The organism is Halomonas denitrificans (genome assembly GCA_019800895.1).
Taxonomy (GTDB): domain Bacteria; phylum Pseudomonadota; class Gammaproteobacteria; order Xanthomonadales; family Wenzhouxiangellaceae.
Window position 1 is genome coordinate 218,801 of the sequence record JAHVKF010000002.1, and the last position, 24,408, is coordinate 243,208.

General features: G+C 68.2%; 14 protein-coding genes. 7 read left to right on the plus strand and 7 right to left on the minus strand.

What is annotated here, in order from left to right; all coding sequences use genetic code 11:
- Window positions 1-4: 4 nt before the first annotated feature.
- Complete coding sequence (locus KUV67_05140) at window positions 5-220, minus strand: DUF2945 domain-containing protein (protein ID MBY6204254.1); 216 nt, start codon at window positions 218-220, stop codon at window positions 5-7.
- 36 nt (window positions 221-256) lie between these two features.
- Window positions 257-1,723: a beta-lactamase family protein gene (locus KUV67_05145; GenBank protein ID MBY6204255.1), complete on the minus strand. Its 1,467-nt coding sequence runs from the start codon at window positions 1,721-1,723 to the stop codon at window positions 257-259.
- Between the two features lie 292 nt (window positions 1,724-2,015).
- On the opposite strand from KUV67_05145, the gene KUV67_05150 reads away from it, so the two are divergent.
- Genes KUV67_05150 through KUV67_05160 form a run of 3 tightly spaced genes read left to right on the plus strand, consistent with a single transcriptional unit; the run spans window position 2,016 to window position 3,323 of the window.
- Window positions 2,016-2,348, plus strand: coding sequence for a hypothetical protein (locus KUV67_05150; GenBank protein MBY6204256.1), 333 nt, complete (start codon window positions 2,016-2,018; stop codon window positions 2,346-2,348).
- 11 nt (window positions 2,349-2,359) lie between these two features.
- Window positions 2,360-2,971, plus strand: a complete 612-nt coding sequence (locus KUV67_05155) for a sigma-70 family RNA polymerase sigma factor (GenBank protein MBY6204257.1) — start codon at window positions 2,360-2,362, stop codon at window positions 2,969-2,971.
- The gene (locus tag KUV67_05160) at window positions 2,952-3,323 is read left to right on the plus strand and encodes a hypothetical protein (GenBank protein ID MBY6204258.1); all 372 of its coding nucleotides are present in this window, start codon (window positions 2,952-2,954) and stop codon (window positions 3,321-3,323) included. Before KUV67_05155 ends, KUV67_05160 begins: the two co-directional genes overlap by 20 nt.
- 21 nt (window positions 3,324-3,344) lie before the next feature.
- On the opposite strand, the gene KUV67_05165 is transcribed toward KUV67_05160, so the two are convergent.
- Window positions 3,345-5,888 (minus strand): autotransporter domain-containing protein, encoded by a 2,544-nt coding sequence (locus KUV67_05165; GenBank protein MBY6204259.1) that lies wholly within the window; start codon window positions 5,886-5,888, stop codon window positions 3,345-3,347.
- Window positions 5,889-5,922: 34 nt separating this feature from the next.
- The gene (locus tag KUV67_05170) at window positions 5,923-7,434 is read right to left on the minus strand and encodes a caspase family protein (protein ID MBY6204260.1); all 1,512 of its coding nucleotides are present in this window, start codon (window positions 7,432-7,434) and stop codon (window positions 5,923-5,925) included.
- A 202-nt stretch (window positions 7,435-7,636) separates the two neighbouring features.
- On the opposite strand from KUV67_05170, the gene KUV67_05175 reads away from it, so the two are divergent.
- On the plus strand, window positions 7,637-8,485 hold the full coding sequence (locus tag KUV67_05175) for a hypothetical protein (GenBank protein MBY6204261.1): 849 nt from the start codon (window positions 7,637-7,639) through the stop codon (window positions 8,483-8,485).
- A 39-nt stretch (window positions 8,486-8,524) separates the two neighbouring features.
- Here the strand turns inward: KUV67_05175 and KUV67_05180 are convergent, their stop codons facing one another.
- Complete coding sequence (locus KUV67_05180) at window positions 8,525-10,090, minus strand: serine/threonine protein kinase (GenBank protein ID MBY6204262.1); 1,566 nt, start codon at window positions 10,088-10,090, stop codon at window positions 8,525-8,527.
- A gap of 151 nt (window positions 10,091-10,241) precedes the next feature.
- On the opposite strand from KUV67_05180, the gene KUV67_05185 reads away from it, so the two are divergent.
- Both KUV67_05185 and KUV67_05190 read left to right on the plus strand, forming a co-directional pair.
- Window positions 10,242-10,904 (plus strand): HAD family hydrolase, encoded by a 663-nt coding sequence (locus KUV67_05185; protein MBY6204263.1) that lies wholly within the window; start codon window positions 10,242-10,244, stop codon window positions 10,902-10,904.
- A 423-nt stretch (window positions 10,905-11,327) separates the two neighbouring features.
- Window positions 11,328-19,907 carry a hypothetical protein gene (locus KUV67_05190; GenBank protein MBY6204264.1) on the plus strand — a complete coding sequence of 2,860 codons (8,580 nt, stop codon included), beginning with the start codon at window positions 11,328-11,330 and terminating at the stop codon, window positions 19,905-19,907.
- 242 nt (window positions 19,908-20,149) lie between these two features.
- Here KUV67_05190 and KUV67_05195 read toward each other — a convergent pair whose 3' ends face one another.
- A complete protein-coding gene (locus KUV67_05195) occupies window positions 20,150-21,130 on the minus strand; it encodes a DUF3466 family protein (protein ID MBY6204265.1) in 981 nt (326 codons plus the stop codon).
- Between the two features lie 562 nt (window positions 21,131-21,692).
- Between KUV67_05195 and putP the strand changes: the two genes are divergently transcribed.
- Complete coding sequence (putP, locus tag KUV67_05200; GenBank protein ID MBY6204266.1) at window positions 21,693-23,183, plus strand: sodium/proline symporter PutP; 1,491 nt, start codon at window positions 21,693-21,695, stop codon at window positions 23,181-23,183.
- Between the two features lie 173 nt (window positions 23,184-23,356).
- Here the strand turns inward: putP and KUV67_05205 are convergent, their stop codons facing one another.
- Window positions 23,357-24,277 carry a M14 family metallocarboxypeptidase gene (locus KUV67_05205; protein MBY6204267.1) on the minus strand — a complete coding sequence of 307 codons (921 nt, stop codon included), beginning with the start codon at window positions 24,275-24,277 and terminating at the stop codon, window positions 23,357-23,359.
- Window positions 24,278-24,408: the final 131 nt, after the last annotated feature.

The following is a 24,408-nucleotide window of genomic DNA, read 5'->3' on the forward strand; positions in this document are numbered from 1 at the left end:
GCACTCAGTCGTCGACGCGTTCGACCTCGCTGGCCGACTTCAGGACGCGCTGGCCGTCGTCCTGGCGGATCAGGTAGGCCGGCTCGTCCTTGCTGGCGTCGCGCTTGACCTCGTTGCCGTCGATGGTCCGCGAGACCGGCTCGTGGAACACCTCCTGGACCACACCGCTCGCCCGTCCATCGCCCCACCGCCAACCGACCTTGCTGCCTTCACGAATCATCGTCCGATCTCCTTGGCTCGTTCGAGCCTCCGGAGCCTAGCCCTGCGGCGTGAAACGGCGCGACGTCGCCGATCCGATGTCCTGCAGGCCAGTCAGCCACGCCCGTGCGGCGCGATCGTCGAAGCGGTCGACCAGGCGCAGGCCGTCGCCGTCGTCGATCAACAACTGCTCGACCAGCCGCTGCACCTGCTCGGGCTCGATCCGACCTTCATGCAGGGCGTGGACGTAGGGGCCGACCGCCTCGGAGGCCGCAGCCCGATCGGCGGCGGGAAGCGGCGAGGACTGGACCAGCACCGTATCGACCGCATGCAGCAGCGTGGCCAGGAAACTCGGCGAGCGGGCAATGCCGCGGCTCATCGGCTCCAGCGCCTGGGGCGGCAGGTGGGCCAGGTAGCGCCAGACCAGGCGATCCGAGCTCTCGACGATGGCATCGCCGTGTTCGAGCGCCGCCCGAACGAGCGGCCGGACCAGCAGCGCGCCGTTGGAACTGCCGGTGAGGATCACCAGTCCGTCGCCGCGGTCCGGATCGATCACGGCATAGGTGCGCACGCCAGGTTCGCGGCCGTCGTGCATCAGGACCTGCGCGTTACCCAGGGGAATCAGTTTCCAGCCCAGGCCGAACAACTCTGCCGGGTCCTCGTGCAGCGCCTGCGGCGTGCGCATTGCCTGGAACAGCTCCGGGGACAGTCCGGCGCCACCGGCGACCCAGGCGAGGAACCGCGCGTAGTCGCCCACCGTGGTCATCAGGTGGGCCGCGGCGTTCGGGCCGCGTCGCTCGAGGTGGGTCTCGATCGGCTCGCCGGCCTCGTCGAAGCCCCGCGCCACCTTGTCACCGATGTCGTCGGACCAGCCCATGGAGGAGCTGCGCATGCCGGCGGGTTCGAACACCTGCTCGGCGGTGAGGGTGCGGATCGACGCGCCGGTCGCCTGCTCGATCGGCCGGCGCAGGTACTCGAACCCCTCGCCCGAGTACTCGTGCCGCGCACCCGGCGCGAACAGGAATCGGAGCGGCTCGCCGCGCCGCCAGTTGGGCAGGCCGGATTGGTGGCTCAGGAGGATGCGTGGCGTCAGGTCCGCGTGGCGGGGATCCTCGGCCACGTCCGGGTCGACCCAGAGCGCTTCCAGCGATTGATCGAGCGCAAGCACGTCGTCCTCGACCAGCCCAAGCACGGTTGCGGCGAAGACCGGCTTGGTCAGGCTCGCGGCGTTGAACACCGTATCGGTGGTCATCGAATGTCCCGGCGCGCGCTGCCCGAACGCGGCCTGCCAGGCCACGCGACCGCTCTCGATCCGCGCGATCGCAAGGCCCGGCACGCGCGTCCGTTCCATCAAGGCCGGGACCAGGCGCTCGAGATCGGCCGGTGCCGTGGCATCGTCCCGCGGTGCGGCCTGGAGCCGGGAGAGGCCGGCAACGGCGATCAGGCCGATCAGCAGGCCCGCCGACAGGGCAAACAGCAGGCCGCCCTTCGCGGCGGCCGGATTCGTCTTGGTTTTCGGGGTCATGGGCATTGGGGCTCCTCGGTTATTGTTCGGGTCGTCCTTCCGCCTGCGTCGATCGCTACCCGGCGGATCGCGATCGGAAGTAGGCTCTGGTGGAATGGATACACCGCCGCGCGATCCGGTTGCATTCCGGAGACGCCAGCGGGAAGTGCAGGTCGTGACGCGCACGTCCTGGTGTGCACCCCGAGCCCTGCGCATCGGAACTCCGTCGACCCGATCCGATGCAACCGGACGGCGGGCGGCTGTATCCAACCTTTCAAGAATCCCCAATCCAATCCCGAATCCGGAGACCCCCATGTTCGACATCATTGCATTGCTGATTCCCATCGTCGGATTCGTCTGCCTGGTCGCCATCGTTCGCGCGGTGATCGACGGTCGGGTCAAGCGCCGCCTGGCCGAGATGCAGGCCAGCGAGGGGATGGTCCGGGAACTTGTGCGGGCCGACCTGATCAAGCGTCGTCACGAGCTGCTCAAGTGGGGCCTGCTGCTGGGCGCGATCGGCCTGGCCCTGGTCGGGATCGAACTGCTCGGCCTCGGCAGCGAGAACCCGGGCACCTATGGTCTGCTGATGGGTGCTGCCGGGGCGGGACTGCTCGTCAGCCGGGTCCTCCAGGGCCGCGATGGCTGAGCGCCGCGCGGGTGATCGACAAGGACGACAGGTCTGCCCGGGACCGCGCGCTGATCGAGGCCGTGCGCACCGGCCGGCCGGGCGCCTTCGCCGCCCTGGTCGAGCAGCACCAGCGCCTGGTCTGGCACCTGGTGTACCGGATGGTGCAGCACCCCGAGGACTGTCGCGAGCTCTGCCAGGAGGTCTTTCTGCGCGTGCACCGGAAGCTCGACCAGTTCCGCCACGACAGCACCCTGGGCACGTGGATCGGCCGGATCGCCTTCACCATCGCGGCCCGCCACCTGCAGCGCAAGCGCCTGCCGCTGGTCGAACCGGACAACGAGAGCGACTTGCCGGCAGAGGCGGCGCCCGACGACTTCGACCTGGCCGCCGCCTGTGCCGACCGGGAGCTGCTCGACCACCTGCACGCCGCGATGGATTCGCTGCCGCCGGTGCCGAGAACCGTATTGACCCTGTACTACCTGGACGAACTGAGCGTGGCCGAGGTGGCCGCCATCATGGACCGGCCGGAAGGGACCGTGAAGAACCTGCTGTTCCGCGCTCGCAGTCGCCTGCGCTCGATCTTCCAGGACCGGACGGGGCCGACCGAAATCGGAGAAGGACATGACCCGAGACAAGCTTGACCACGGACCGGACGGCGACCGCTTCGACGCGCTGCTGCGTCATTCGATCCGGACCGCCCCGATGCCCGAACCGCCGCCCGACTTCGCCCGGAGAATGGAAGGCCTGGTCACCGATCGAGCCGAGGATGCGCGCGTCGAGGCCTGGCTGACCCGACTTTCGCTGTGGAGCCTGGCGCTCGCCACCTTCGGCCTGGCGCTGTATCAGGCCGGGCCGATCACCGGCGTGCTCGACCGATTGCTCGGCGGCGCACCCTGGCCGATGCTGCTGGTGATCGCGGTGATCCTGTCCGCGGTCAAGCTGCTGGAGTTCGCGCCGCCGTTCGAGCGTCGGTCGCACCGAGGCGGCGCTTGAGCGGTCGAACCGACCGCTTCGTCAGAACGGCTTGTCCCACCGGATGCCGATCGTGAAGGCGTCCTTCGAGAAGTCGTCGTAGGCGCTGTAGAAATTGTAGGAGAAGAAGCCCGAGAACCCCATCGGGAACTGCGCCGACAGGTTGAAGCTGGCGTCGAAGAACGCGTCGTCGCGGGCCTGAACGTCGATCGAGATCGGATCGCTGACCAGCGTGGCCTCATCGAAGGGATTGTTGATCAGGCGCAGGGCGATGTTCTCGTTCTCGTCCTCGGTTTCCATCACGTAGCTGACCCGCAGGCCGGGAATCAGCACCCCGAAATCGGTGTTGATGACGTAGTCGACCTGGGCACCGGCGGAAACACGGAAGCTCTCGATGTCGCGGTCGCCGACCCGGAAATTCCACGCCTCGGACCCCGCGAGCGAGGCCTCGGTGTAGCCGTCGATGCTGCCGTCGATGTAGGTCACCGACGCGACGGGACCGAAGCGCCAGCCGCCGCGGTTCCAGGTGTAGCCGGTGTTCAGGCCGACGAACAGCTGGTCGCCGTCCGTGTCGGCTTCGTGGACCGACGTGAACCGGCCGCCGAGGTCCGTGTACGACACGTTGCGCTCGAGGTCGAAGTCCGATTTTCCGTAGCTGACCAGGCCGTCGAGGAACCAGCGCTCGCTGATCTGCCAACCGGCGTAGAGCGACAGCGCCCACTGGTCCACGTCGGTCTCGCCGCGGTCGCCGTCGTGGTCGATGCCGACCTTGCCGTAGGACACGGAGCCGCCGGCGATGACGTCGTCGGTGAAGCGATAGTCGGCGCCCAGCAGCAGGTTCCAGCTATCGAAGTCGTAGCCGTTCTCGAACGCGTCGCCGTCGCGCTCGCCGAGGTCGATGTCGCCCTGCAGGAACACGCCCAGCTTGCCGAAATCGCCGAAGGGCTCCTCTTCCGAGGCGCCCATGCCGATCAGCCCGTCGAAGGCCGACTGCAGCGCGGCGGACGGCACGATCTGGTCGTTCACCCGGATGTTCAGCCCCGACACGGACGCGCCCCGGCCGCCGCCGTTGCGGCGCTCGTGCAGCCGGTTGCGCACGTGGCGGAACTGGGACCGGGTGAGCTCCACCGTGTAGTCCCGCAGCGCCGGGAGCTGGGACGTCAGCGCCTGGTCGAGGGCGTTCGCGGCCTGTTCATCGGTGGTATCGCGGTCCTTCAGGGCCGAACAGGCCTCGCGCAGGTCCTGCTGGGGGGGCGTGAGGTTGCCCGCGTCGCCCTCGGCGACCAGCATCGGACAGATCTCGTCGAGGCGCGCGCCGAGCTCGCGCTGGGGATCGCTCAGCCCCGGCAGCTCGGACAGGTCGTTGTCGAAGCGCTGCGTCTCCGAACAACCGGTCGCATCGACGGGCGCGCCGGCGGGCGTGCCGGGGCACTGGTCGATGGCGTCGTTGATGCCGTCGGCGTCTTCATCGAGCTGCGTGGCGCTGCAACCGTCGGCATCCACCGCTTCGCCGGCGGGCGTGTTCGGGCACTGGTCGAGTGAATCGCTGACGCCGTCGCCGTCGTCATCGAGCTGCGACGCACTGCAGCCGTTCGCATCCACCGGCTCGCCGGCCGGGGTGCCGGGACACTGGTCGACGTCGTTGGCGACCCCGTCCCCGTCGTCGTCCTGTTGCGAAGCCGGACAGCCATCGGCATCGACCTGCGTGCCCGGCGGCGTGTCCGGACACTGGTCGCGGTCGTTGGTGACCCCGTCGCCGTCGTCGTCGAGCTGGGAGGGCGCGCAGCCATTGGCGTCGACCTGCGCACCGGGTGGCGTGTCCGGGCACTGGTCCACGCCGTTGCCGACCCCGTCGCCGTCGTCGTCGACCTGCGACGGGCCGCAGCCGGCGGCATCCACCGGTTCACCGGCAGGCGTGTTCGGACAGGCGTCGGCGGCATCGATCACGCCGTCGCCGTCGGCGTCGCTCTCGAAGTTCGCTCGAACGGCCGTGTCGCCGGCCAGGTTCACCGTGCAGTCACCGGTGCCGAAACAGCCACCGCCCGCCCAGCCGGTGAATACCGAGGTGGGGCCGGGCTCCGCGAAGAGCGTGACCGCGCTGCCCGTCGGATAGATCTCGCTGCAGTCGCCGGGGCAGGAAATCCCGGGCAGATCGCTCTGGACGCTGCCGGTGCCGCCACCGGTGACGTTCACGCTCAGGCTGGCGTTGGCCGAGCTGAAATTGGCGGTCACCGACTGGATCGCCGGGGTCCCCATGTCGCCGTCGACAACCACGGTGCAGTCGGGGTCGATGCCGACCGGGGCGCATTCGCCGCCCCAGCCGATGAAGTCCTGGCCGGGCTGGGGGTTGGCGGTCAGGAAGACCGTGATCGTGCCGGTGCCCGAATCGAACTGGCAGGTGCCACCGTTCCGGGTGCAGTTTATGCCGAAATTCGCGTCCGTCACGACCCCGTCGCCGAACACGGTGATCTCGAGCACGTTGGCGCGGGCTTCGCCGGCGAACAGCAGGATCAGAACGCACAGGGCGAGGGCGATGAGCCGTCGCAGGCCCCGATGGCTTCGTTCCACGGCCAACGCATCGTTCATCGTGACTCCCTCCGGGGTCCGGGTCTCCGTCCGTTCAGCTCTGCCGCACGAAGAAGAAATCGCCGACCTCGTCGCCGGCGCGCTTGATGGCCTTGAACTGCGGGTTCAGCTCCGGCTGGCGCTCTTCCAGTTCATCGAGCACCTGAAGGAACAGGGCGGGCGCGGTGAGCACGGCGTCGTTGCCCTCGAGGACCGCGATCAGCGCATCGGCGAACACGGACTGGTCGAGCTTGCCCACTTCCTGCAGCGGGAAATCCATGCCCGATGTCATCAGCAGGCGCGAGCGGTTCGGAAAGCGCAGCTGGACGTAGGCCTCGCTCTGCAGGTTCGCCATGTCGGTGGCGAGCAGGAACGCCGGGTTGTCGGCCAGCAGGCCGGCATAGGACGAATCCGCGACCACGATGATGCGCTTGGCCTTCAGCCGCGCGAGGTGGCCACTGACCTGCTCGGTGGGTACCCAGAACGTGTCGTTGGGCGCGGGCTCGGCATTGACCGGCAGCCAGTAGCCCGTGTCGTATACCCCGCTCTCGCGGCGGTTGCCGTGGCCGGAATAGTAGATCAGCAGGTTGTCGTTCTCGTCGAGCTCGTCGTTGAGCTGATTGAGCGCCCGCAGCAGCCCCGCGTCGTCACTGTTGGGCAGCAGTCGCACGTTGAAGCCGTAGCGCCGCTCCAGCACCCCGGCCAAACGCTGGGCGTCGCTGACCGGCGTTTCGAGATCGTCCAGCAGGTCGTAGTCGGCGTTGCCGATCACCAGCGCGTAGTAGCGGCCGAAGTTGCGGCCGGCGGCGCTGACCTCTACGGGCGGGCTCGTCCGCTCGCGGCCCGCATCGACGGCCGCAGCGACCGCCTCGCTCGCGGTCTCGGCGGCGGGCGTCGGACCGGTGGCCTCAGCGGAATCGGCGGGCTCGGCACGAACGACGGCCTCGCGGACCCGCTCCGAGCGCCCCTGCGCCCGGCCGCGCGCCTCCGCCTCGGCGACGGCCATCTCCATGGCGATTCCGGCCGCCGTATCGGCAGCGCGTCGCTCGGCCTCGAGGGTCCGGGCGTTCTCCTCGGCCTGCCGCAGCAAGGCCCGGGTCGCATCGCTCTCGCGCACCAGCGCATCATCGCTCACGCCCCAGGCGCGGCGGTACAGGTTGAGCGCTTGAACCTTGTCCTGTTCCACGCCCCGGCCCGTTTCGTACAGGGTGCCGAGATTGAACAGCGCGGTCTTGTGGCCCTGCTCCGCGGCCCGTCCGTACCACAGCGCCGCGACCTCGAAATTGGGTTCGGTGCCCAGCCCCTGCTCGAAGATCTCGCCCACCGTGTTCTGGGCGTCCGCGTCGCCGTCCTCGGCCGCCGGCAGCCAGATCCTCAGCGCGGTCTTGTAGTCGGCGCGGTCGTAGGCGACGTATTCACCGCCGCGCACGCGGCAGTCGATGGCGGTGGTCCGCACCGGCCGGCGCGGGGTCATGTAGGTCCGGTTGCCGAGCTGCCGGAGCTGGCCGGGCAGCAGGCAGTCGACGATGTAGAGATCGGCGACGCGCGCGTCTTCGGGAATCTCCACGCGCGGGGACTGCGGAGCGGCGCAGGCGGCAAGAAGCAGGGTGGCGGAGGCGGCAAGAAGCAGCGGCGGCGCGGCGATTCGTCGCCGCCGGACCGATCCTCGCCCGTCCCGCCGGGACCGGCTGGATCGCGGCGAGGTCGTGGAAACGCTCGAACGGTATATGCTCCGTTTCATGCTGCGCCCCGCGGAATCGTGTCCGTAGATGGCCGAATATAGGCCAAAACCCCCGCGACGACAAATCGCCGCAGGCGCGCTGATCGTCCTGGTGCTCTCGCTTTCCGGTTGTGCATCCATCGACGCGCTGGACCGGGCGACGGCCAGCGGCGAACTCGAGCGCACCCGGATCGCCGCGGGCGGATTCGAACTGGCGCTGATCGGGCGGCCGCTGCCCGAGCGCGTCGATGTCGGAACCGGGAGGCTGGTCGTCTACCTCGGCAGCGACGGCCGGCCCTGGCGCGACCGGCGGCCGGCCGCCGACCCCACGGGCCGCCGCGCGCTGGCGCTGGACCTGATGCGCCGGGACCCGCGGCCCGCCGTGTACCTCGGTCGCCCCTGCTACCACGGAACCGCCGACGCCCCGCCGTGCACGTCCCGCCTGTGGACCTCGGGCCGGTACTCGACGACCGTGGTCGACGCACTGGCCGCGGGGCTCCGGGCGCTGATCGCGCGCCACGAGCCGAGCGAGCTGACCCTGGTCGGCTACAGCGGCGGCGGCACGCTCGCGGTGCTGGCGGCATCGAACCTTTCGGCGGAGATCGACGTCGAAGTGATCACGATCGCCGCCAATCTCGACCCGGCGGCCTGGACCGCGTTTCACGGCCTGCTGCCGCTTTCGGCGTCGTTGAATCCCGTCGAAGCGGTGCCCTCGCCGGCGCGGTTTCGCCAGCTGCACCTCGTCGGCACGGCGGACCTGCGCGTACCGGTGCAGACGATCCGACGCTACCGCGAGCGGCAGCCCGATGCGAAGGTGCTGGAGGTCGAGGGCTTCGACCACGTCTGCTGCTGGGTGCGCGACTGGCCGACGATCCTCGCCGAGATCGCCACGCGGTGACCGGCGTCCGCAGCGGCCGGCTCGGTGCGGGCCGTCCGCTCAGCCCGCCGGCTCGGCCTCGAGTTCGTTCTCCAACCGTTCCCGCAGCGCCATCAGGCCCGGGTGGTTGGCAAGGTATTCGTTCTCCCCGTAGCCGTCGATCATGGTCAGCAGGTACTGCTTCTGCCGCGCATGCTCGAGCGTCGGCGCCATTTCGATCAACCGCTCGGCCAGCAGGTCCAGGCCCTTCTCGGCGTCCGCATTGCGCGGGTGCAGGGCGTAGGCGGCGAGGAAGTAGCGGGATGCTCCGTCCCAGTCCTGGATCTCGGCCGACTGGCGGCCCAGCTCGAGGTTGCGGGTGATCTGCTGCTGTCGTTCCAGCGGCAGCTGGGCGAAGGGCACGGCGGGCCCTTCGGGACGCGTTGCCTGCCACGCGAAGTAGCCCGAGCTCAGGGCCAGCGCGACGACCGCCGCGATCAGCAGGCGGTTGCGCCGCGTCTTGCCGCTGAACTGTTTCAGGAACAGCTCGGCCGACGCGATCCGGTCCTTGCGCTCGAACTGGAGCGCGCCGGCGATCGCCTTCCACTGGTGGCGTTTGACATTGCGCAGGGGCTCCGGGGTCATCCCGGCGTTCATCGCCTCCACCGCGTGCTTGCCGTCGAAGGGGTGCTTGCCGGAAAACAGGATGTAGGCGGTCAGGCCGAGCGCGTAGACGTCGTCGGCCGGGTGCGGTTCGTTGCCGCCCTGGAGCATCTCCAGCGACGCGTAGCCCAGCGTCAACGCGCCGAGCTCGCCGGCGTCGAAGCTGTCCTTCTCGACCGCCGAGTCGACGATGCGGGCGATGCCGAAATCGAGGATCTTCACCCGTCCGTCGGTGGTCACGAACACGTTGTCGGGCTTGAAGTCCGAATGCACCACGCCGAACTTGTGGGCATAGGCCAGCCCGGCGGCCATTTCCTTGACCATCCGCTCGGGGCTGGGCCTTCTGCCTTCGGCGTAGTCGATCTCCTTCCAGCCCGACAGCGGGGCGCCCTGGAGCAGCTCCATGGTCATGAAGACCCGGTCGCCGTCGCGATCGAAGTCGTACACGGTCACGACGTTCGGGTGGGCCAGCTGCTGGGACTTCTTGGCCTCGCGCTGCAGGCTGATCAGCGCCTTCGGGTGACGCGAGAACTCTTCGCCGAGAATCTTGATCGCCACCCAGGGGTTGTCGTCCTGGGCCTCGACCTTGCGCAGGTCGCGCGCCTTGTACACCTGCCCCATGCCGCCACGACCGAGGCGCTCTTCCAGGATGAAGCGCTGCTTCAGCGCCATCGCCCCGGCCGGAATCGGCGCGGTGATGCGCTGGCGCGGCACCCCGTTGCCCGGTTCCCGCCGATCCACCACGGTGGCATCGTCGCGATCCGTGGCGTTATCGATGGATGCGCCGTCGTCCATGACCGTCGCGTCAGGATCGACGGGCTCGCCGTCGTCGAGCGCGCTTCGATCGCCCATCACCTCGGTGCGGTCCGGGTCGGCCCGCTCACCGATGACTTCGGTCCGGCCGTCCTCGGGCCGGTCGCCGTCCGGCGCGTCCGGGCCCTTGAAGACCTCCGTGCGGTCCTTGTCGTCGTTCGACGGGCTCATGAGCCACTCTTATGACACAAATCCGCGAAGCGCTCAATTCGGCTCGGCATCCGCGACATCGTCGCCGCTTCGACAATCTTGCCCGCAACTCCCGGTTGCGCGGGCCGCCCCCCACGCCGGCTCCCACGCCCATCCACTAGAATGCCGCCGCATGCGCAATCTGACCCGACACATCCCGGCAGGCACCGAAACGGTCGTCTTCGACTGGAACGGGACCTTGCTGAACGACATCGACTACTGCCTGTCGATCACCAACGCGATGCTGGAAGAGCACGCCCTTCCGCAACTGACGCGATCACGCTATCGGGACATCTTCGGCTTTCCCGTGCAGGACTACTACCGGAGGCTGGGTTTCGATTTCACCGAGCACCCGTTCCCCGACCTGGCCGCCCGCTGGATGCGCACCTACACCGCCGAGGTGACGTCCCGGGCCGACCTCTTCGACCAGACGGAAGCGCTGATCGCGGACCTGAAGAACGGCGGCTATCGGCTCGTCATCCTGACGGCCGCGATCGAATCGGACGTGCACGACCTCCTCGCCCACCACGGCCTCGACCAGGCCTTCGACGAGGTGTTCGGCCTCGACCACTGCGAGGCCAGCAGCAAGGTCGAGCGCGGTCGGCAGATGGTCGAAGCCCTGGGACTGGACACCCGAAGCACGCTGCTGATCGGCGATACGGACCACGACCACGAAGTCGGGCAGGACCTGGGCGTGCCGACCCTGCTGCTCGCCGACGGCCACCAGAGCTACGACCGGCTACGCCGGCTCGACTGCAGCGTACTTCCGACGCGGTACCAGGGTCCCGGACGCTAGGCGCCCCCCTTCGTCGCGCCATTCCCTCGCGGAAAGGGCCGGGTCGATCGAACCCACGACGTTGCATGCGAACCAACGTCGACATCGACCGGCCCGCACACGATCGCGGATCAGCGGATCGCGATTCTGGGCCTCGCTGGAACGCTCTGGACCACCCCCCTATACTGATCCGAGACAGGGGCTGAGCAATGGGCGTTGGAGGGAAGGGTCATGTCGTATCGACACGCTGTGGTCGTGTGTTCGTTTTTCGTTGTTCTCGTGCTCTCCGCATTCGATGCGTACGCGCAATCTCCCGCTCGGGGGGTAGAGCATCCGGGCTTCGTGCAATTGAGCGAGCAGCCGCGGCCCTCTCGCCCGGCCTCCGATCCGGGATCCCCCGGCCTGCCGTCTTCCGCCCTCAGCCGCGCCGGTTGGGAAGACGTCGTGACGATCGACCTGCCACCGGGAATCGACGGGACCGCGCCCCGAGTCGCATTGCGCACCGATCACCGGATTCGCGACGGGATTCTCGGCAGCGGCTGGCGCCTGGAAGCCACGTCGGTGATTCGTCGACGGGCTGCATCCGGTGGCGTCGCCGGAAATACCGAACACGACCTTTTCGAGCTCGATGGGCGCAAGCTGGTCCGCGTTGACGGAATCTTCCGTCTGCTCCGCGGCCAGGAGCCTCCCCTGCTGTTCGAGCCCGAGACCGTCGATGGCTCGATCCTTCGTTATTTCCCGGAGGAGAACGTCTGGCGACAGAAGCGGGATGGCTGGACCTGGACCTACGGCAGCACATCGGAAACCGGTGCACGCGCAACGATCGCCGCTGCCTCCGACGGCTTCCCGGGCTCACCCGACGGGCCCGTTCGCGTCGTCGATGCAATCGATTCCGACGGCATCCTTGCGCCGTCGCGCCTGCCGGTCCTTCCATGCAGTGATGAGCGACCGTGGTGCAGGACGCTGGCGTGGCACCTGTCGAAGGTCGAGGACCCGCGCGGCAACGCGATCATCTACGACTATCGCTTTGCCGCGATTCCGAACGGCCTCTATCCGGGCTACGCGCTCGATGGCGCCGGTCACCACCTGCTCGACCGGATCACCTGGGGTGACGGGCGTTGGGAACTGGAGTTCGACTATCGGCAGCGCCCCGATCTCCAATTGGCCTACGACACGGGGCGGGCAAGACTTCTCAGCCATCGCCTGACGGAACTGACGGCCCGCCGGATCGGCGGAAGCGAATACTCCGTTTATCGATTCGCCTACAAGGACGAAGGCGGCGCTGCCTGCGGCGGTGGAGATTTCGATCCCCAGGGCGTCGAGGCCGAAGACCTGGTCGATCGTCCCCTGCAGACCCTGGTTCGCCGGATCAGCCGCGTGGGCGCTTCGGGCAGGCCCGGCGCCGGAATCGAACGCACGCTGCGCTGTCTCGAAACCGAAGCCGGCGGTTTTGCCTGGAGCGAGCCGGACGACGCCAGTGATGCCTTCGTGCTCGACCTTTCCGGCGACGTTCCCGCCGAGTCGGTCGTTCCGATTCCGATCCAGCTCGACGGCGACGGCATCACCGATCTGCTGGTGATGGTCGTCGAACCGGAGGGCCTGGCCTCGCAGACCCCTGTCGTGAACTACCACGCCTTCATAGCAACGCCCGGCGGCGAGCAGCCCTTCACCCGCGACCACCCGGTCGCCGAGGCATGGCAGTCGAGACTCTCCGACGACCTCGGCAGCGATCACTTCACCAAGGGCCGCGGCTGGGCGGTCGTCGACATCGACCTCGACGGCTGGAACGATCTGATCTACGAAACGGAGGACCGCAGTGTACTGCTCGCCCGCTATCGCCCCGAGCGCACGGGCTTCGTGGTCAATGCGATCGACCTCCCGGCCTGTGCCCTCCGCTTCGGCGAGATCGCCGACGTCGACGGGGATGGCTACGCGGACCTGGTTCGTCGTCCGCACCTCGGCTCGGACCGGTGCGGGGCCCGTCCGAAGACGCGCTGGCGACGCAACCTCGGACGTTTTCCGTTCTTCGACGGCGACGACCCGGAAGGTGGCCCACGGGTGCTCGATACACCGGAAGACCGGATCCTTGCCGAAATCGGCAACGTCGAGCCGCCCGATCTCGGCAACGGCCGCGATGCCGCCGTCTTCATCGCGTCGCAGAGCCGGCTGTTCGATATCAATTCCGACGGCCTGATCGACCTGATCTACGCGTTCCATCCTCGATGGATCGATACCGAGGGCACGCCGCTGTGCGAAGAAGACAACGTCTGCGGCTGGATCACCGATGGCGACGACGATCCCTACTCGCGGATCTTCTGGGGTGACGGCCGCGGCGGCTTCGTTGATTCGGGCCTGGCAGCCGGCGCTCCATTGCTCGACTACCAGCCGAGCGTTCTGGACATGGACGGAACGCCGCAGGACGCGCGTCAGGTCGGCCGCTTCGTTTCGATGCTCGACCTCGACCGTAGCGGACGTCCCGAGCTGCTGGCGACCACGCAGGGCGCGTTCGTCGGCGGTCACGTCTGGCGCGGCCTCCGCGAGGGCTACGGCAGCACGAGCGTTGCAGGGGGCGTCGCGGACGCGCGCGGCCTCGACCGTCGCTTCACCCTGCCGTTCGAGCGAAACCCCGATCGCGGCGACAGCTGCGAGACCTCGTCCACGATTCCGACCTTCGGTGACTTCGACGGCGACGGCTTCGTCGATGTGCTCACCTTCTATCTCGGCCAGGAATTCCTAGATGGCTGCGAGGACTGGTGCGCACTGCTCAACACCAGCGAGCGCACGGTCAGCCGCGGCCGGATCACCTCCAGCGACGGCAGCTGGGGCGGGCGGACCGAGCTCGAGTGGGGCTTCAGCGCCGACCGCAGCTGGGTCCTCGTCGACGAGGAACGCTTCGAGTTTCCGCTGAACGTCGAGGTACTGCAGGCCCTCGACGGCGCCGCCGGACGGATCGAGCGCCAGTATTTCGCCGGAGCGATGGAGCGCGGCGGCTTTCGAGGATTCGGCCTGGTCGAACAGCGGCTGGCCAGCGGCGAGGTCGAGCGCCTCGCCTTCGCGACCAGCCCGATTCTGGCCGGCAAACCCCTGTATCGCGCGAAAGTGCGGGTCGACGACAGTCTCGAACAGCTGTCCGTCTACGCCTGGGGTCATCCCGTGTCCGACGACGAACTCTCCGATCTCGCCCCGGGCGCGAATCCATCGAGCTGGCAGCTCGATACCGCGGCCCCGTTCCTCAACCCGCTGCGACGCCGCTGCGAGTACGTCCTCGAACGCAACCCCGGCGGCAGCTTGCCCGGCACGTCCCCACCGACGATCGAAGCGCTCATCGAGTATTGCTACGCGGGTGGGGACGAGGTCGCGCCCTCTCATGACCAGCTGCTCGCAGCGGCCGGCATCTACCGGCCGGAAAGTGCGTACTGGCCCTCGTCGTCGCTGGTCGACGCGGTCTGGCAGCGCAACCCCGCTGCGTCCCCGAACCATGTCGTCCTCGATCGCGCCCGCGACCCGGCCCGCGGGGTCGAAGAAGAGTGGCAGTACCCCGAGCTGCATCGCTGGAAGGGTGCGTTCCGCGTTCCGCTCCTGATCACCGACGTGCCGGACCAGGTGCTCCTGCCGCCGGGCATCGGGCCCCAGGACGCCGACGACATCGTGGTCGGCCTCCCGGCCACCGACCCGGCCGGCTTCAGCGCCTGGACCGAAGACCGCAGTCACGTCGCTGGATCCGACCGGCCGTCCCGTATTCACCTTCACCGCGACGTACGCACGACCGACGACGACCTGGTGGTCGAACAGGCCTGGACTCCGGTCTCGCTCCCATGGCCGATGCCGCTGGGACACCCGAACCGACAGCTCCGGCTGGTCGAACGCGTGACCACCGATGCCGCCGGCACCGTGCTCGAACGCGTCGAGCGCAGCGACTTCGATCCGGCCGGCTTCGACGACGCAAGAATGGTCACGCGATGTGGCCTGGGTGGTACCAGCTGCCGGGTCGAGCACTACACCTGGCATCCGCACGGCGACCTCGCCTCGCACGTACGCGCCGACGGCACCGAAACCCTCTGGCTCGACGGGGGTTGGTGCGAAGCCGAGACCGAGGTCGATCCCTTGGGCCGGGAGCGGGAGATCGTGTTCAGCGAACTCTGCCTGCCCGCGAGCGAGACCACCGCCACGCTCGCCGTCAGCTTCGAGCACGACGCGCAGAACCGGCTCTACCGGCGGACAGCGTCCCCGCTCGGCGGCGAACTCGATGCCACCGTCGAGCTTCGCCAGCAGGACACGTTCCCCAGCGGAGAGACCGGCGCCGAGGCCCGCACCGGCCGATTGGCGCTCGCCCGCCTCCAGCGCGAAACGATGCGCCTTGAACGAAGCTACCTGGACGCATTCGGCCGCACGGTGCGGGTCGAGACCTGTGAGGCGACTCCTTCGTCGGCGATCGAGCCCGAGGTCGCGGCCGATCTTGACTGCGTTGCCGGGACCGAGCGCGTCGCCAGCTGGACCGGCTGGAGCCGGGCCGGTCGGCCCGTGGCCCGCGCGGGCGCCCATTTCGTCGACGAAACCGTTCCCGCCATCTTCGAAGCCCGCGATGGCTACGGGCGCGTGATCTTCGTCCGTCGCCCGGCGCACGTTGCGCGGGACCGGGAGCGCTGGCTCGACACCCTGGTCTGGCACGGCGCGGGGCGAACGACGCTGAAGGATCCGCTGGGACGCATCCACGTCGACGAAGTGTCGACCCTGGCAACGGTGCGGACCCTCGGCGGCGACGAGATCGAGCGCGAGACCTACGACGCGCGCGGCCTGCTCACCTCCGCCGTCGGCCGGGATGGAATCGAGACGCTCTACGACTACGACGACCTCCGCAACCTGGCCGCCACGCGCCTTGCGGCAACCGCCGAGTGCATCGAATCCGACGGCGGCAGCGCAGCCTGTACCTACGAGCGGACCTTCGAGTACGACGCGCTCGACCGCTTGATCGCCACCACCGAGGCCGACGGCGTCCGCCTCGAGATCGAGCGCGACGCGATCGGACGGCCCGTCGCCCGCACCCTGGTCGATACGGACGGCGTTCGGCTCCAGCTCACTTCCGTGGACCACGAAACCACGGAGGACGGCCACCACCGGATCGTCGAGACGGAAGAGACCGGCGCCTCGGTCATCCGGCGCTTCGACGGCCTCGGCCGCCAGATCGAGGAGGATCGAGGCTACGGCGTCACGGTCGAGCTGGCGCTCCAGGACGGCGGCCGGGTCGTGCAGGAAACGATCACCGACGGCGATCTCGAACGCGTCTACGAGCGGGAATGGGATGTGCACGGTCACCTCGTCCGGGAGACGGCGCCGGGCAACCTGACGACCACCTTCGAACGCGACGGCGCGGGTCGCACGCTCTCGGTCAGCGACCCGGCCGGTTCACTGACCCTCTTCGCCTACGATTTCGCCGGCCACCATCGGAGCACGCGGCGCGTGTCGCGGCGCGGCGACTGGCTGCTCGAACGTTTCGACCTCGATGCCGGCGGACGCCTGGTTCGCGAACAGCGCGAGGGTGTCGTCTACGAGCATCGCTACGACCGCTACGACCGCCGGCGCGAGACGACGGCCGGCGACCCGGCGGTCTGGATCGAAACCTACGAGTACGACGCATCGAGTGATCGCCTGGCGCGAACCGAGCGACGCCGGCCGAACCAGGCGACGGGCTCGGCGACCACCTTCGGTTACGACGCGTGGGGCCGCCGGATCGAGACCACCGACGCGCTCGGCGGCACGAAACGCGCGGCGTACGATCGCGTCGGACGAATCCGTCGCACGACCGACGAAGAAGGGTACGAGCGGGAACTGGCCTATGACGCGCGCGGCCGGGTCACCCGGGCCGAGCTCGCCGGCAGCGACGCCCTGACCACCGCCTACCGCACGGCCCCGTCCTACGTCTATCGTCACGACGGAAGCACGGTGCCGCACGTGCGGATCGAGGAACGCCGGGACGCGGCGGATCATCGGACCGTACGCGTTTTCGACGCCGAAGGACGTCCGCTGGCCGTCACCTTCGCCGACGGCAGCATCCGCGAGCAGACCTATGTCGGCGATCGACCCGCGCTCGAACACTGGCTCGACGCGGACGGTACCGTGCTCCAGAGCCTCCGTTACGCGTACGACGATGCGGGCCGTCACGTCGAGCGCTTCGGACCGGCGGCCCCGGAAGACCTCGCCGACCCCTTCGATCCAGCAACCTTCGCCGGCTATCGGATCACGCGTGAGCTCGACGCAGCCGGCCGGCTGGTCGCGGTCGAGATCGCCGGGGATCGCACCGAGTGGACCTACGACCCGGTCGACGGTCTGAAGACCTCGGAGACCTGGGGCGGGGTCGAGAAAGTCTTCGAGCGAACCGCGCTGGTTCGCGATCCCGATGCGTTTCCGCGCGTGCTCGGCGAAACCCACTACTCGCAGACCGAAGACGCCGAACGCACGGTCACCTATCGCTACGACTCGGTCGCCCGCCTGACCGGCGTGGCCTGGGACAACGGTACGGACACGGAGGAAAGCCTGCTCCTGAACCTCGGCATCTGGGGACGCGCCGGCCGGACCGTGCGTCGCGTCAACGGGGTCGACCAGGTGGTGCAGAACTGGCAATGGGATGCGCTGGGTCGCCCGCTCCAGCGAAGCACCGAAGTGCTCGGCGATCCGGCCGGGACCACGCGCTGGCGCTGGCTGGCCAATGGCGTGCTCGCAGCCCGATCGCTGCCCGATGGCACCGAGCTCGTCCACGATTACGGCCCGGCGTTCGACTACGAACTCGATCGCATCGTCGACGACATGGGATCCGAACTCGTCCGGATCGCGGCGCGGGATGAACGCGGCCTGCCGACCCGGGTCGAGCTCGCCACCAGCCGGGTCGAGTTGGGCTGGGACGCGATGCGCCGGCTCACCCGGGAGCGGCGAAGCACCCTCGGCGGATCCCTGCAAGCGGGCTGGCGTGGCGAGTACGACGGCCTCGGTCGCTTGCAACGGCAGGCACAGCGCACCTCGAGCGGATCGTCGTCGACACGCTTCGTCTACGACGACGTCGGCCGGCTCTCGGGCGAGGAGCGCGACAGCGACCAAGTGCTCTACGAGACCGACCCGGCAGGGCGTCGGACCCGCACCGAGGGCCAGCTGACGAGTCTCGACCCGGCGCTGACGATTGCCTACGACCCCGAGTATCCGGCTCGCGCCATCGAGGTCAGCGATGCCGAAGGACGGGCGACCCTGGACTACGACCCCTGGGCGGCGCAGATCAGCGATCAGCACGGCAACCGGCTGGAACGCTCGGCCAGCGGCGCATTGCGCGAGATCGTCACCGCCGATGGCGAGCGTGCGCTGCTGCTGCGCGACGCCGGCGGCGTACCGGTGGCGATCGAACAGCCGAACGGCCGGCGGGACCTGGTCTGGGGGCTCGATGCCGGCGATCGCCCCGTGCAGGTGCAGGCCGCGACCGGACAGGTCCTCACCTACCTCCAGGCCGAAGGCATTCCCCTCGGCCTGCTCGAGGGCACCGCGTTCACCGGCCAGATGACCGGCAATCGGGGCAGCGTGCTCTGGCAGGAAGGCACCGAAGTGCCGGTCATGACTGCCTTCGGACAAGGCGCCGAGGCGGCCGACGGCGACCGCTTCGTGTACCACGCGCTCGACCTTCTTCCAGGCACCGGTCTCCAGCTCGCACGGCACCGCGCCTACGATCCGCAGACCGGTCGCTTTCTCAGCCCCGATCCGCTCGGACTCGACGGAAGCCCCCACCGCTATCTCTACGCGGCGGGCGACCCGGTCAATCACTTCGACCCGATGGGGCTCCAGAGCTGCCTGACGCGCACGCCCTTCTCCGCGCCCGATTTCGAATTCGACCTGCCCGACCCGATGGAACCGCGCATCGTCCTGGGACCGAGCGGAGGTCCCGCCAGCCCCTTCGGCCCCGGCGTCGCGGTGAGCTTCGTCAACCAGGCGGCCGGCGACGTCACCTTCCAGGACGCGGTCAACAAGATCTACAGCCACTGGTTGGAGACCGGCGAGATGCACGCCGAGGTCGTGACCGACCCGGACCACGTCCATGCCGATACGGACACGGACGCGGGGGCCGGGGACAACCGGGGCATGACCAGCGACCGCCACTCGACGTCGTCGGGCTTCCCCCGGATTCCGTGCATCGCCATCTGCGGCACCCCGGCCTATGACGTGGCCATGGACGTCGGGACCATTCTGGAAGTGACGGACCCGGACACCGTGTCCGAGCCCACCGCGAGCGAGCCCACCAGCCAGAATACCCCGACGGGCGAGGCGACCTCGCCGAATGGCACGGGAGGCGTTGCCCAGCAGGGACCCGGCGCCGGCTGGGTCCTGCTCGATATCGGTTCGGACTTCATTCCGATTCCGGGTGCCTCCAGCGCCAAGGAGATCGGCAACATGGCCGCGGGTCGCAACCTGATCACCGGCGAGGCCTATTCGACCTCCGACTACGTGATCGGCGTCGTCTCGGTCGGCGCGGATGTCGTCACCATGGGCACTGCGGGCGGCGTGGTCGGCGGCGTGCTCAAGGGCGGCCGGCACGTATCACGCAACGCGAGCCGACTCCTGAAACAGCTGCCGAACACGCCGGGTGGATACATCTATGTCCTGCGCAACCCGAGACTCGGCGAAGGCTACGTGGGGATGACCCGGAACAGTGGAGGCCTGCGCGGCAGGCTTTCCAGCTCCAGCCACCGGAAGGCAAGGCACCTGCTCGACCAACCGGGAACCACCGTGGAGTGGTTCGAGGTCCAGAGCCCGTACGGCCTCGGCGAGGCGCGCCGGAACCTGCGCTTCGGCACGCGCGAGTGGTTCGCGAACGACCGCCGCTGGCGCAACACGCTGGAACGCGTCGAGCAGGAGACGCTCGACTATGTACGCCAGCACGAGAACCACCTGAACTGGTTGAACCATCCCGGTGCAGAACGCTCGCCCTTCAAGCTGCCGATGCTCGAGGATTTCTGGGACTACTACATCCGGTACACCGGGGGTGCACAGTGAGCCCCCGATCGCCGGGGCCCCGGCCGGGTTCGACTGCAAGAACGCTTTCGCAGGTCGACTCCGGACCGCGAAACGGAAGTGCACCGGAACCCGCGTGAAATTCCGGCGGTGCGGATCGAGTTCGACAGGCACCCGTGTCGCAATGCCCGTTTTCGTGAACCGCAAGAACAACGCCCCGGATAGCCGGGGCGTCGAAGGTGCGGCCGGTCGGTGACCGGCGCGAGTGAGTCGATCCGGGTGGATCAGTTCGGCGTGGCAACGAAACTCTGCGGATCGCCGTCCGCGTCGTTGTACTGGCCGACCACCACACCCTTGTTCGAGATCGACTGCGCGAACGTGGCCGTTCCGCCGGGGAACACGAGCCGCTCGTCGGGGCCGATGACGATGTCCTGGCACTGGCCCGGGCCGATGTCGGTCACGAAGCCCTCGATCGTGCCCGTGTCCGTGTTCAGGAAGAAGCCGGCGACGGTGCCGCTATCGGTGATGCCCCGGGCACGCGACGTCGGGCTGCCGTTGACGGTGAAGAACTGCACGTCGCCGTCCGTGTCGCGCAGCCACGCGTAACTGACGAAGCCGCCGGGCGGGGCGCCCGGGTTGCAGGGATCGTTTTCCGAGAAGAAGAACGAGCTGCCGACGATCTCGCCGCGGGCGTTGATCCCCTGGGCAATCGTGAAGAAGCCGTCGGGAACGAGCGCCGTGAACTCGTCGCTGCGCGGGTCGTAGAGGTAGCCCGCGGGAAACGGCTGGCCGAAGAGCGGCTCGAAGCGATCGTAGATGCCGACGATCAGCCCGCGGCTGTTGATCGCCCGCGCCGAGGTGTTGCCGACCGAATCCGGATGATCGAACACCGTGGCATTGCCTCGCTTGTCCAGCAACAACCCGCTCGAGACACCGGCCGTGAATACGTTCCCCACCAGGCTGCCGCGGTTGGAGATGGCCAGGACGCTGGTGTCGTCGAAGCCGGCGACCGGGTCGACCAGCGTCACGGTGCCCTTCTTCGTGTCGTAGGTGAACGGAACGCTGCCGCCCGGGCCGCCGAAGATGAACGCGGTACCGGCTGAGATTCCGCTGTTGTTGATCCCGAAGGTCTGCGAACCGTCGGTGCCGGGCACGTCGATGCCGGCGTAGTCGTAGCTGTCCTGGGCGCTGACGGCACAGGGCAGGGCGCATGCGCCGAGAACGGCCGCGGCCAGGAGACCGCGTGAAAGAGTGTGGATGCTCATGATGTCGATTCCTGTTGTTGTTGGTGACGAGTCCTCGTTCGCCGCCGCCGCGCTGTCCCTGGTGCCAACACGCATAGCGTGACAAACGTCACAAAAGTGTACTCCTGTCGTGAATTGTCGCGCAACCGGGACGCCGCCAGGCTTGCGCGCCCTCGAGGCGGGCCTCCGGCGGCACCGGACGGCGCACCGCACGGCGGGCATCCGGCCCTGCACGGGGCACGATTCGGCGACTGATGAGAGGGAATTCGCGGTGTCGTGCAGGCGCGTTCCGGGGCCGTCCCGGACGCGCCCGTGAGCAGGCACCCCGGGGGATTTGTTAGGCTTTCCGCCTCGAATCGAAGGGGAACGCGCACGCGGGCGCCTGGATGCAGTGCGTCCACGGTGCGGCGTTGCGTTTCGGAACGCGGTTCGAACGTCCGCCACTCCTGACCGTACGGATGGCACGGCTCGACGGCGCGGCTTGCCGCGGCCGGTCGATGCAAGCGTTCCTGCCGGCAGCCGGCGTACGACCCGGTTCGCGCGCGTTCCCACCTCGAACATCACCTGAACACTGGAGAAGAGAGTGGCTATCGGTATCTGGATCAGTCTCATCGGGTATTTCGCGCTGATGATCGCGATCGGCGTCTACGCGATGCGGAAGTCGACCTCGTCGTCCGAGGAATACATGCTGGGCGGGCGGAACCTCAGCCCGAAGGTCGCGGCCCTGTCGGCCGGGGCCTCGGACATGAGCGGCTGGCTGCTGCTGGGCCTGCCCGGCGCGCTGTTCGTCGCCGGCCTGGGCGCGGGCTGGATCGGTATCGGGCTGCTGGTCGGGGCGCTGTTCAACTGGATCCTGGTCGCGCCGCGCCTTCGCGAACAGACCGTCCACTACGGCAATGCGATCACCATCCCGTCGTTCCTGGCCAACCGCTTCCCGACGAAAGCCCTGTCCCTGCGCACCGTGTCGGCGATCGTCATCGTCATCTTCTTCACGGTCTACACCGCGTCGGGCCTGGTGGCCGGCGGCAAGCTGTTCGAAAGCGCGTTCGCCGGAATCTTCAACATGGGCGGCATGAGCGACTACTCGATGGGCATCGTCATCACGCTCGGCATCGTCCTGGTCTACACGGTGGTCGGCGGCTTCCTGGCCGTCAGCATGACCGACTTCGTCCAGGGCTGCATCATGATGCTGGCGCTGGTCATCATGCCGGCGGTGGTGCTGTTCGGCGAAGGCGGCGGCGGCTTCGCCCAGGCCTCGCAGACGCTGAACGAAGTGGACCCGACCTTCCTCTCGTGGACCGAGGGGCTGACCCTGGTCGGCTGGCTGTCCGCCGTGACCTGGGGGCTGGGCTACTTCGGCCAACCGCACATCATCGTGCGCTTCATGGCGATCCGCACGCTGGAGGAAGTCCCCACCGCGCGCAATATCGGCATGGGCTGGATGACGATCTCGCTGATCGGCGCCCTGTCGCTGGGCGTGTTCGGCCGCGCCTACGCGGTACGGAACGGCATGACCGTCGACGACCCGGAAACCATCTTCATCCTGCTGTCCGACCTGCTGTTCCACCCGCTGGTCACCGGCTTCCTCTACGCCGCCCTGCTGGCGGCCGTGATGAGCACGATCTCCAGCCAGCTGCTGGTCTCGTCCTCGTCGCTGACCGAGGACTTCTATCGCCTGTTCCTGCGCAAGGAAGCCAGCGAGAAGGAGTGCGTGAGCGTCGGCCGGGTCAGCGTCGTGCTCGTGGGCCTTGTCGCCGCGGTGATCGCGTCCGACCCCGACTCGCAGGTGCTTTCGCTGGTCAGCAACGCCTGGGCCGGCTTCGGTGCCGCCTTCGGTCCGTTGATCCTCCTGTCGCTGATGTGGCCGCGCACGAACGGCGCGGGCGCACTCGCCGGCATGATCACCGGTGCCGCCACCGTCATGACCTGGATCGCCCTGGGCTGGAACAGTTCCTTCCTGGGCGGCCCCGGCGTCTACGAGATCATCCCCGGCTTCATCCTGGCCTGGATCGCGATCATGGTCGTGAGCTCGGTGACCTCGGACGCGGGGGAGCATCGGCCGATCACGAACTGAGCGGCGACCTGAGCAGCGACCTGATCGACGTCGCTTTCAGTACGATCAATGCACAAGGGCTCCCTCGGGAGCCCTTTTTTCGAGTAAGCGAGAAGAATGGGCGTCGGCGTTCTTTTGCTCGGTGCTCTTCAAAACCTCATCGTCGAGGCGGCGCCCGACGATCGGGCACGCCGTCAGCCCGCTGTCAGCGCGTATTCGATACCACCACGGACCGCGGCCACCTGTGCGCGGTTGCACTGCTCGGGCGTTGCCCGTTCGCTGTCCGGATAGACCTCGGTCGTCGTCGCGAATCGCGCATCCGTCATGCCCGCGCACAGCCCCAGCTTCCTGTACGGGAGGAGGATCACGCCGGGTGAAACCACCTCGGAACCGATGATCTCTCCATTCTCGTCTGCTGGCGCGATGTGCGTGACCCTGGAAACGGCTTCGATGATTGCGCTCTGGAAAGCAAGCTCGGGCTGTTCGCTGTTGCCGACCGTGTAGAACCCGTCCGGGATGCTGCCGGGCTCGAAGCGCTTGCCGTCACGCGCGGCGAGTGCTGGCCGGAACTCCGACTCGTCCGTATCCGTGGTTTCGTGGAGATCGATATGCACCAGGATCTGCTCGCTGAATCGGGCGATGAACCGCATCAGCGCTGCCGCCTCCTGTGCGGGGCTGTCCGCCACAAATGACCGATTGGGATCGACGGCATCGGCGTTCCAACGATGGATACGCTCATAACCCCATGGGCTGACGCACGGTGCGATCAGCAGGTTGACTCGACCCTCGAACTCGGCGGCCTCCTCGAGCGCGAAGAGCAGTGCACCATGCACCCCGGACGTCTCGTAGCCGTGGACGCCCCCGGTCACCAGGACCGTCGGTCGATCCTGCGACCATTGCCGACTCTTGAGTGCACGTAATGGGTAGCGATCCGGACCATAAATCAGCTCGCCGTAGGAACACACATCAAAACGGCCCTCCAGAGCGTGGACTTTGCCGAGCACCTCCTGCTCGTAGCTTCGCTTGACCGATTGGCGCGATAGCCACTGAGCGCGTTCTTCATTGCTCCAGGCTCGGCCCGGTTGTCCGATCGGATACATCATGTTGCTTTCCATTCCTGTTGAAAGGCCGAGCGATTTCGGTTGCGATTGCGATAGCAGGTGCGATTGCGATGGTCCATCGCAAGGACCTGCGAGCACTTTAGCAGCGGACGAATGTACTGACCCATCCGCTCGACCACGCGGCC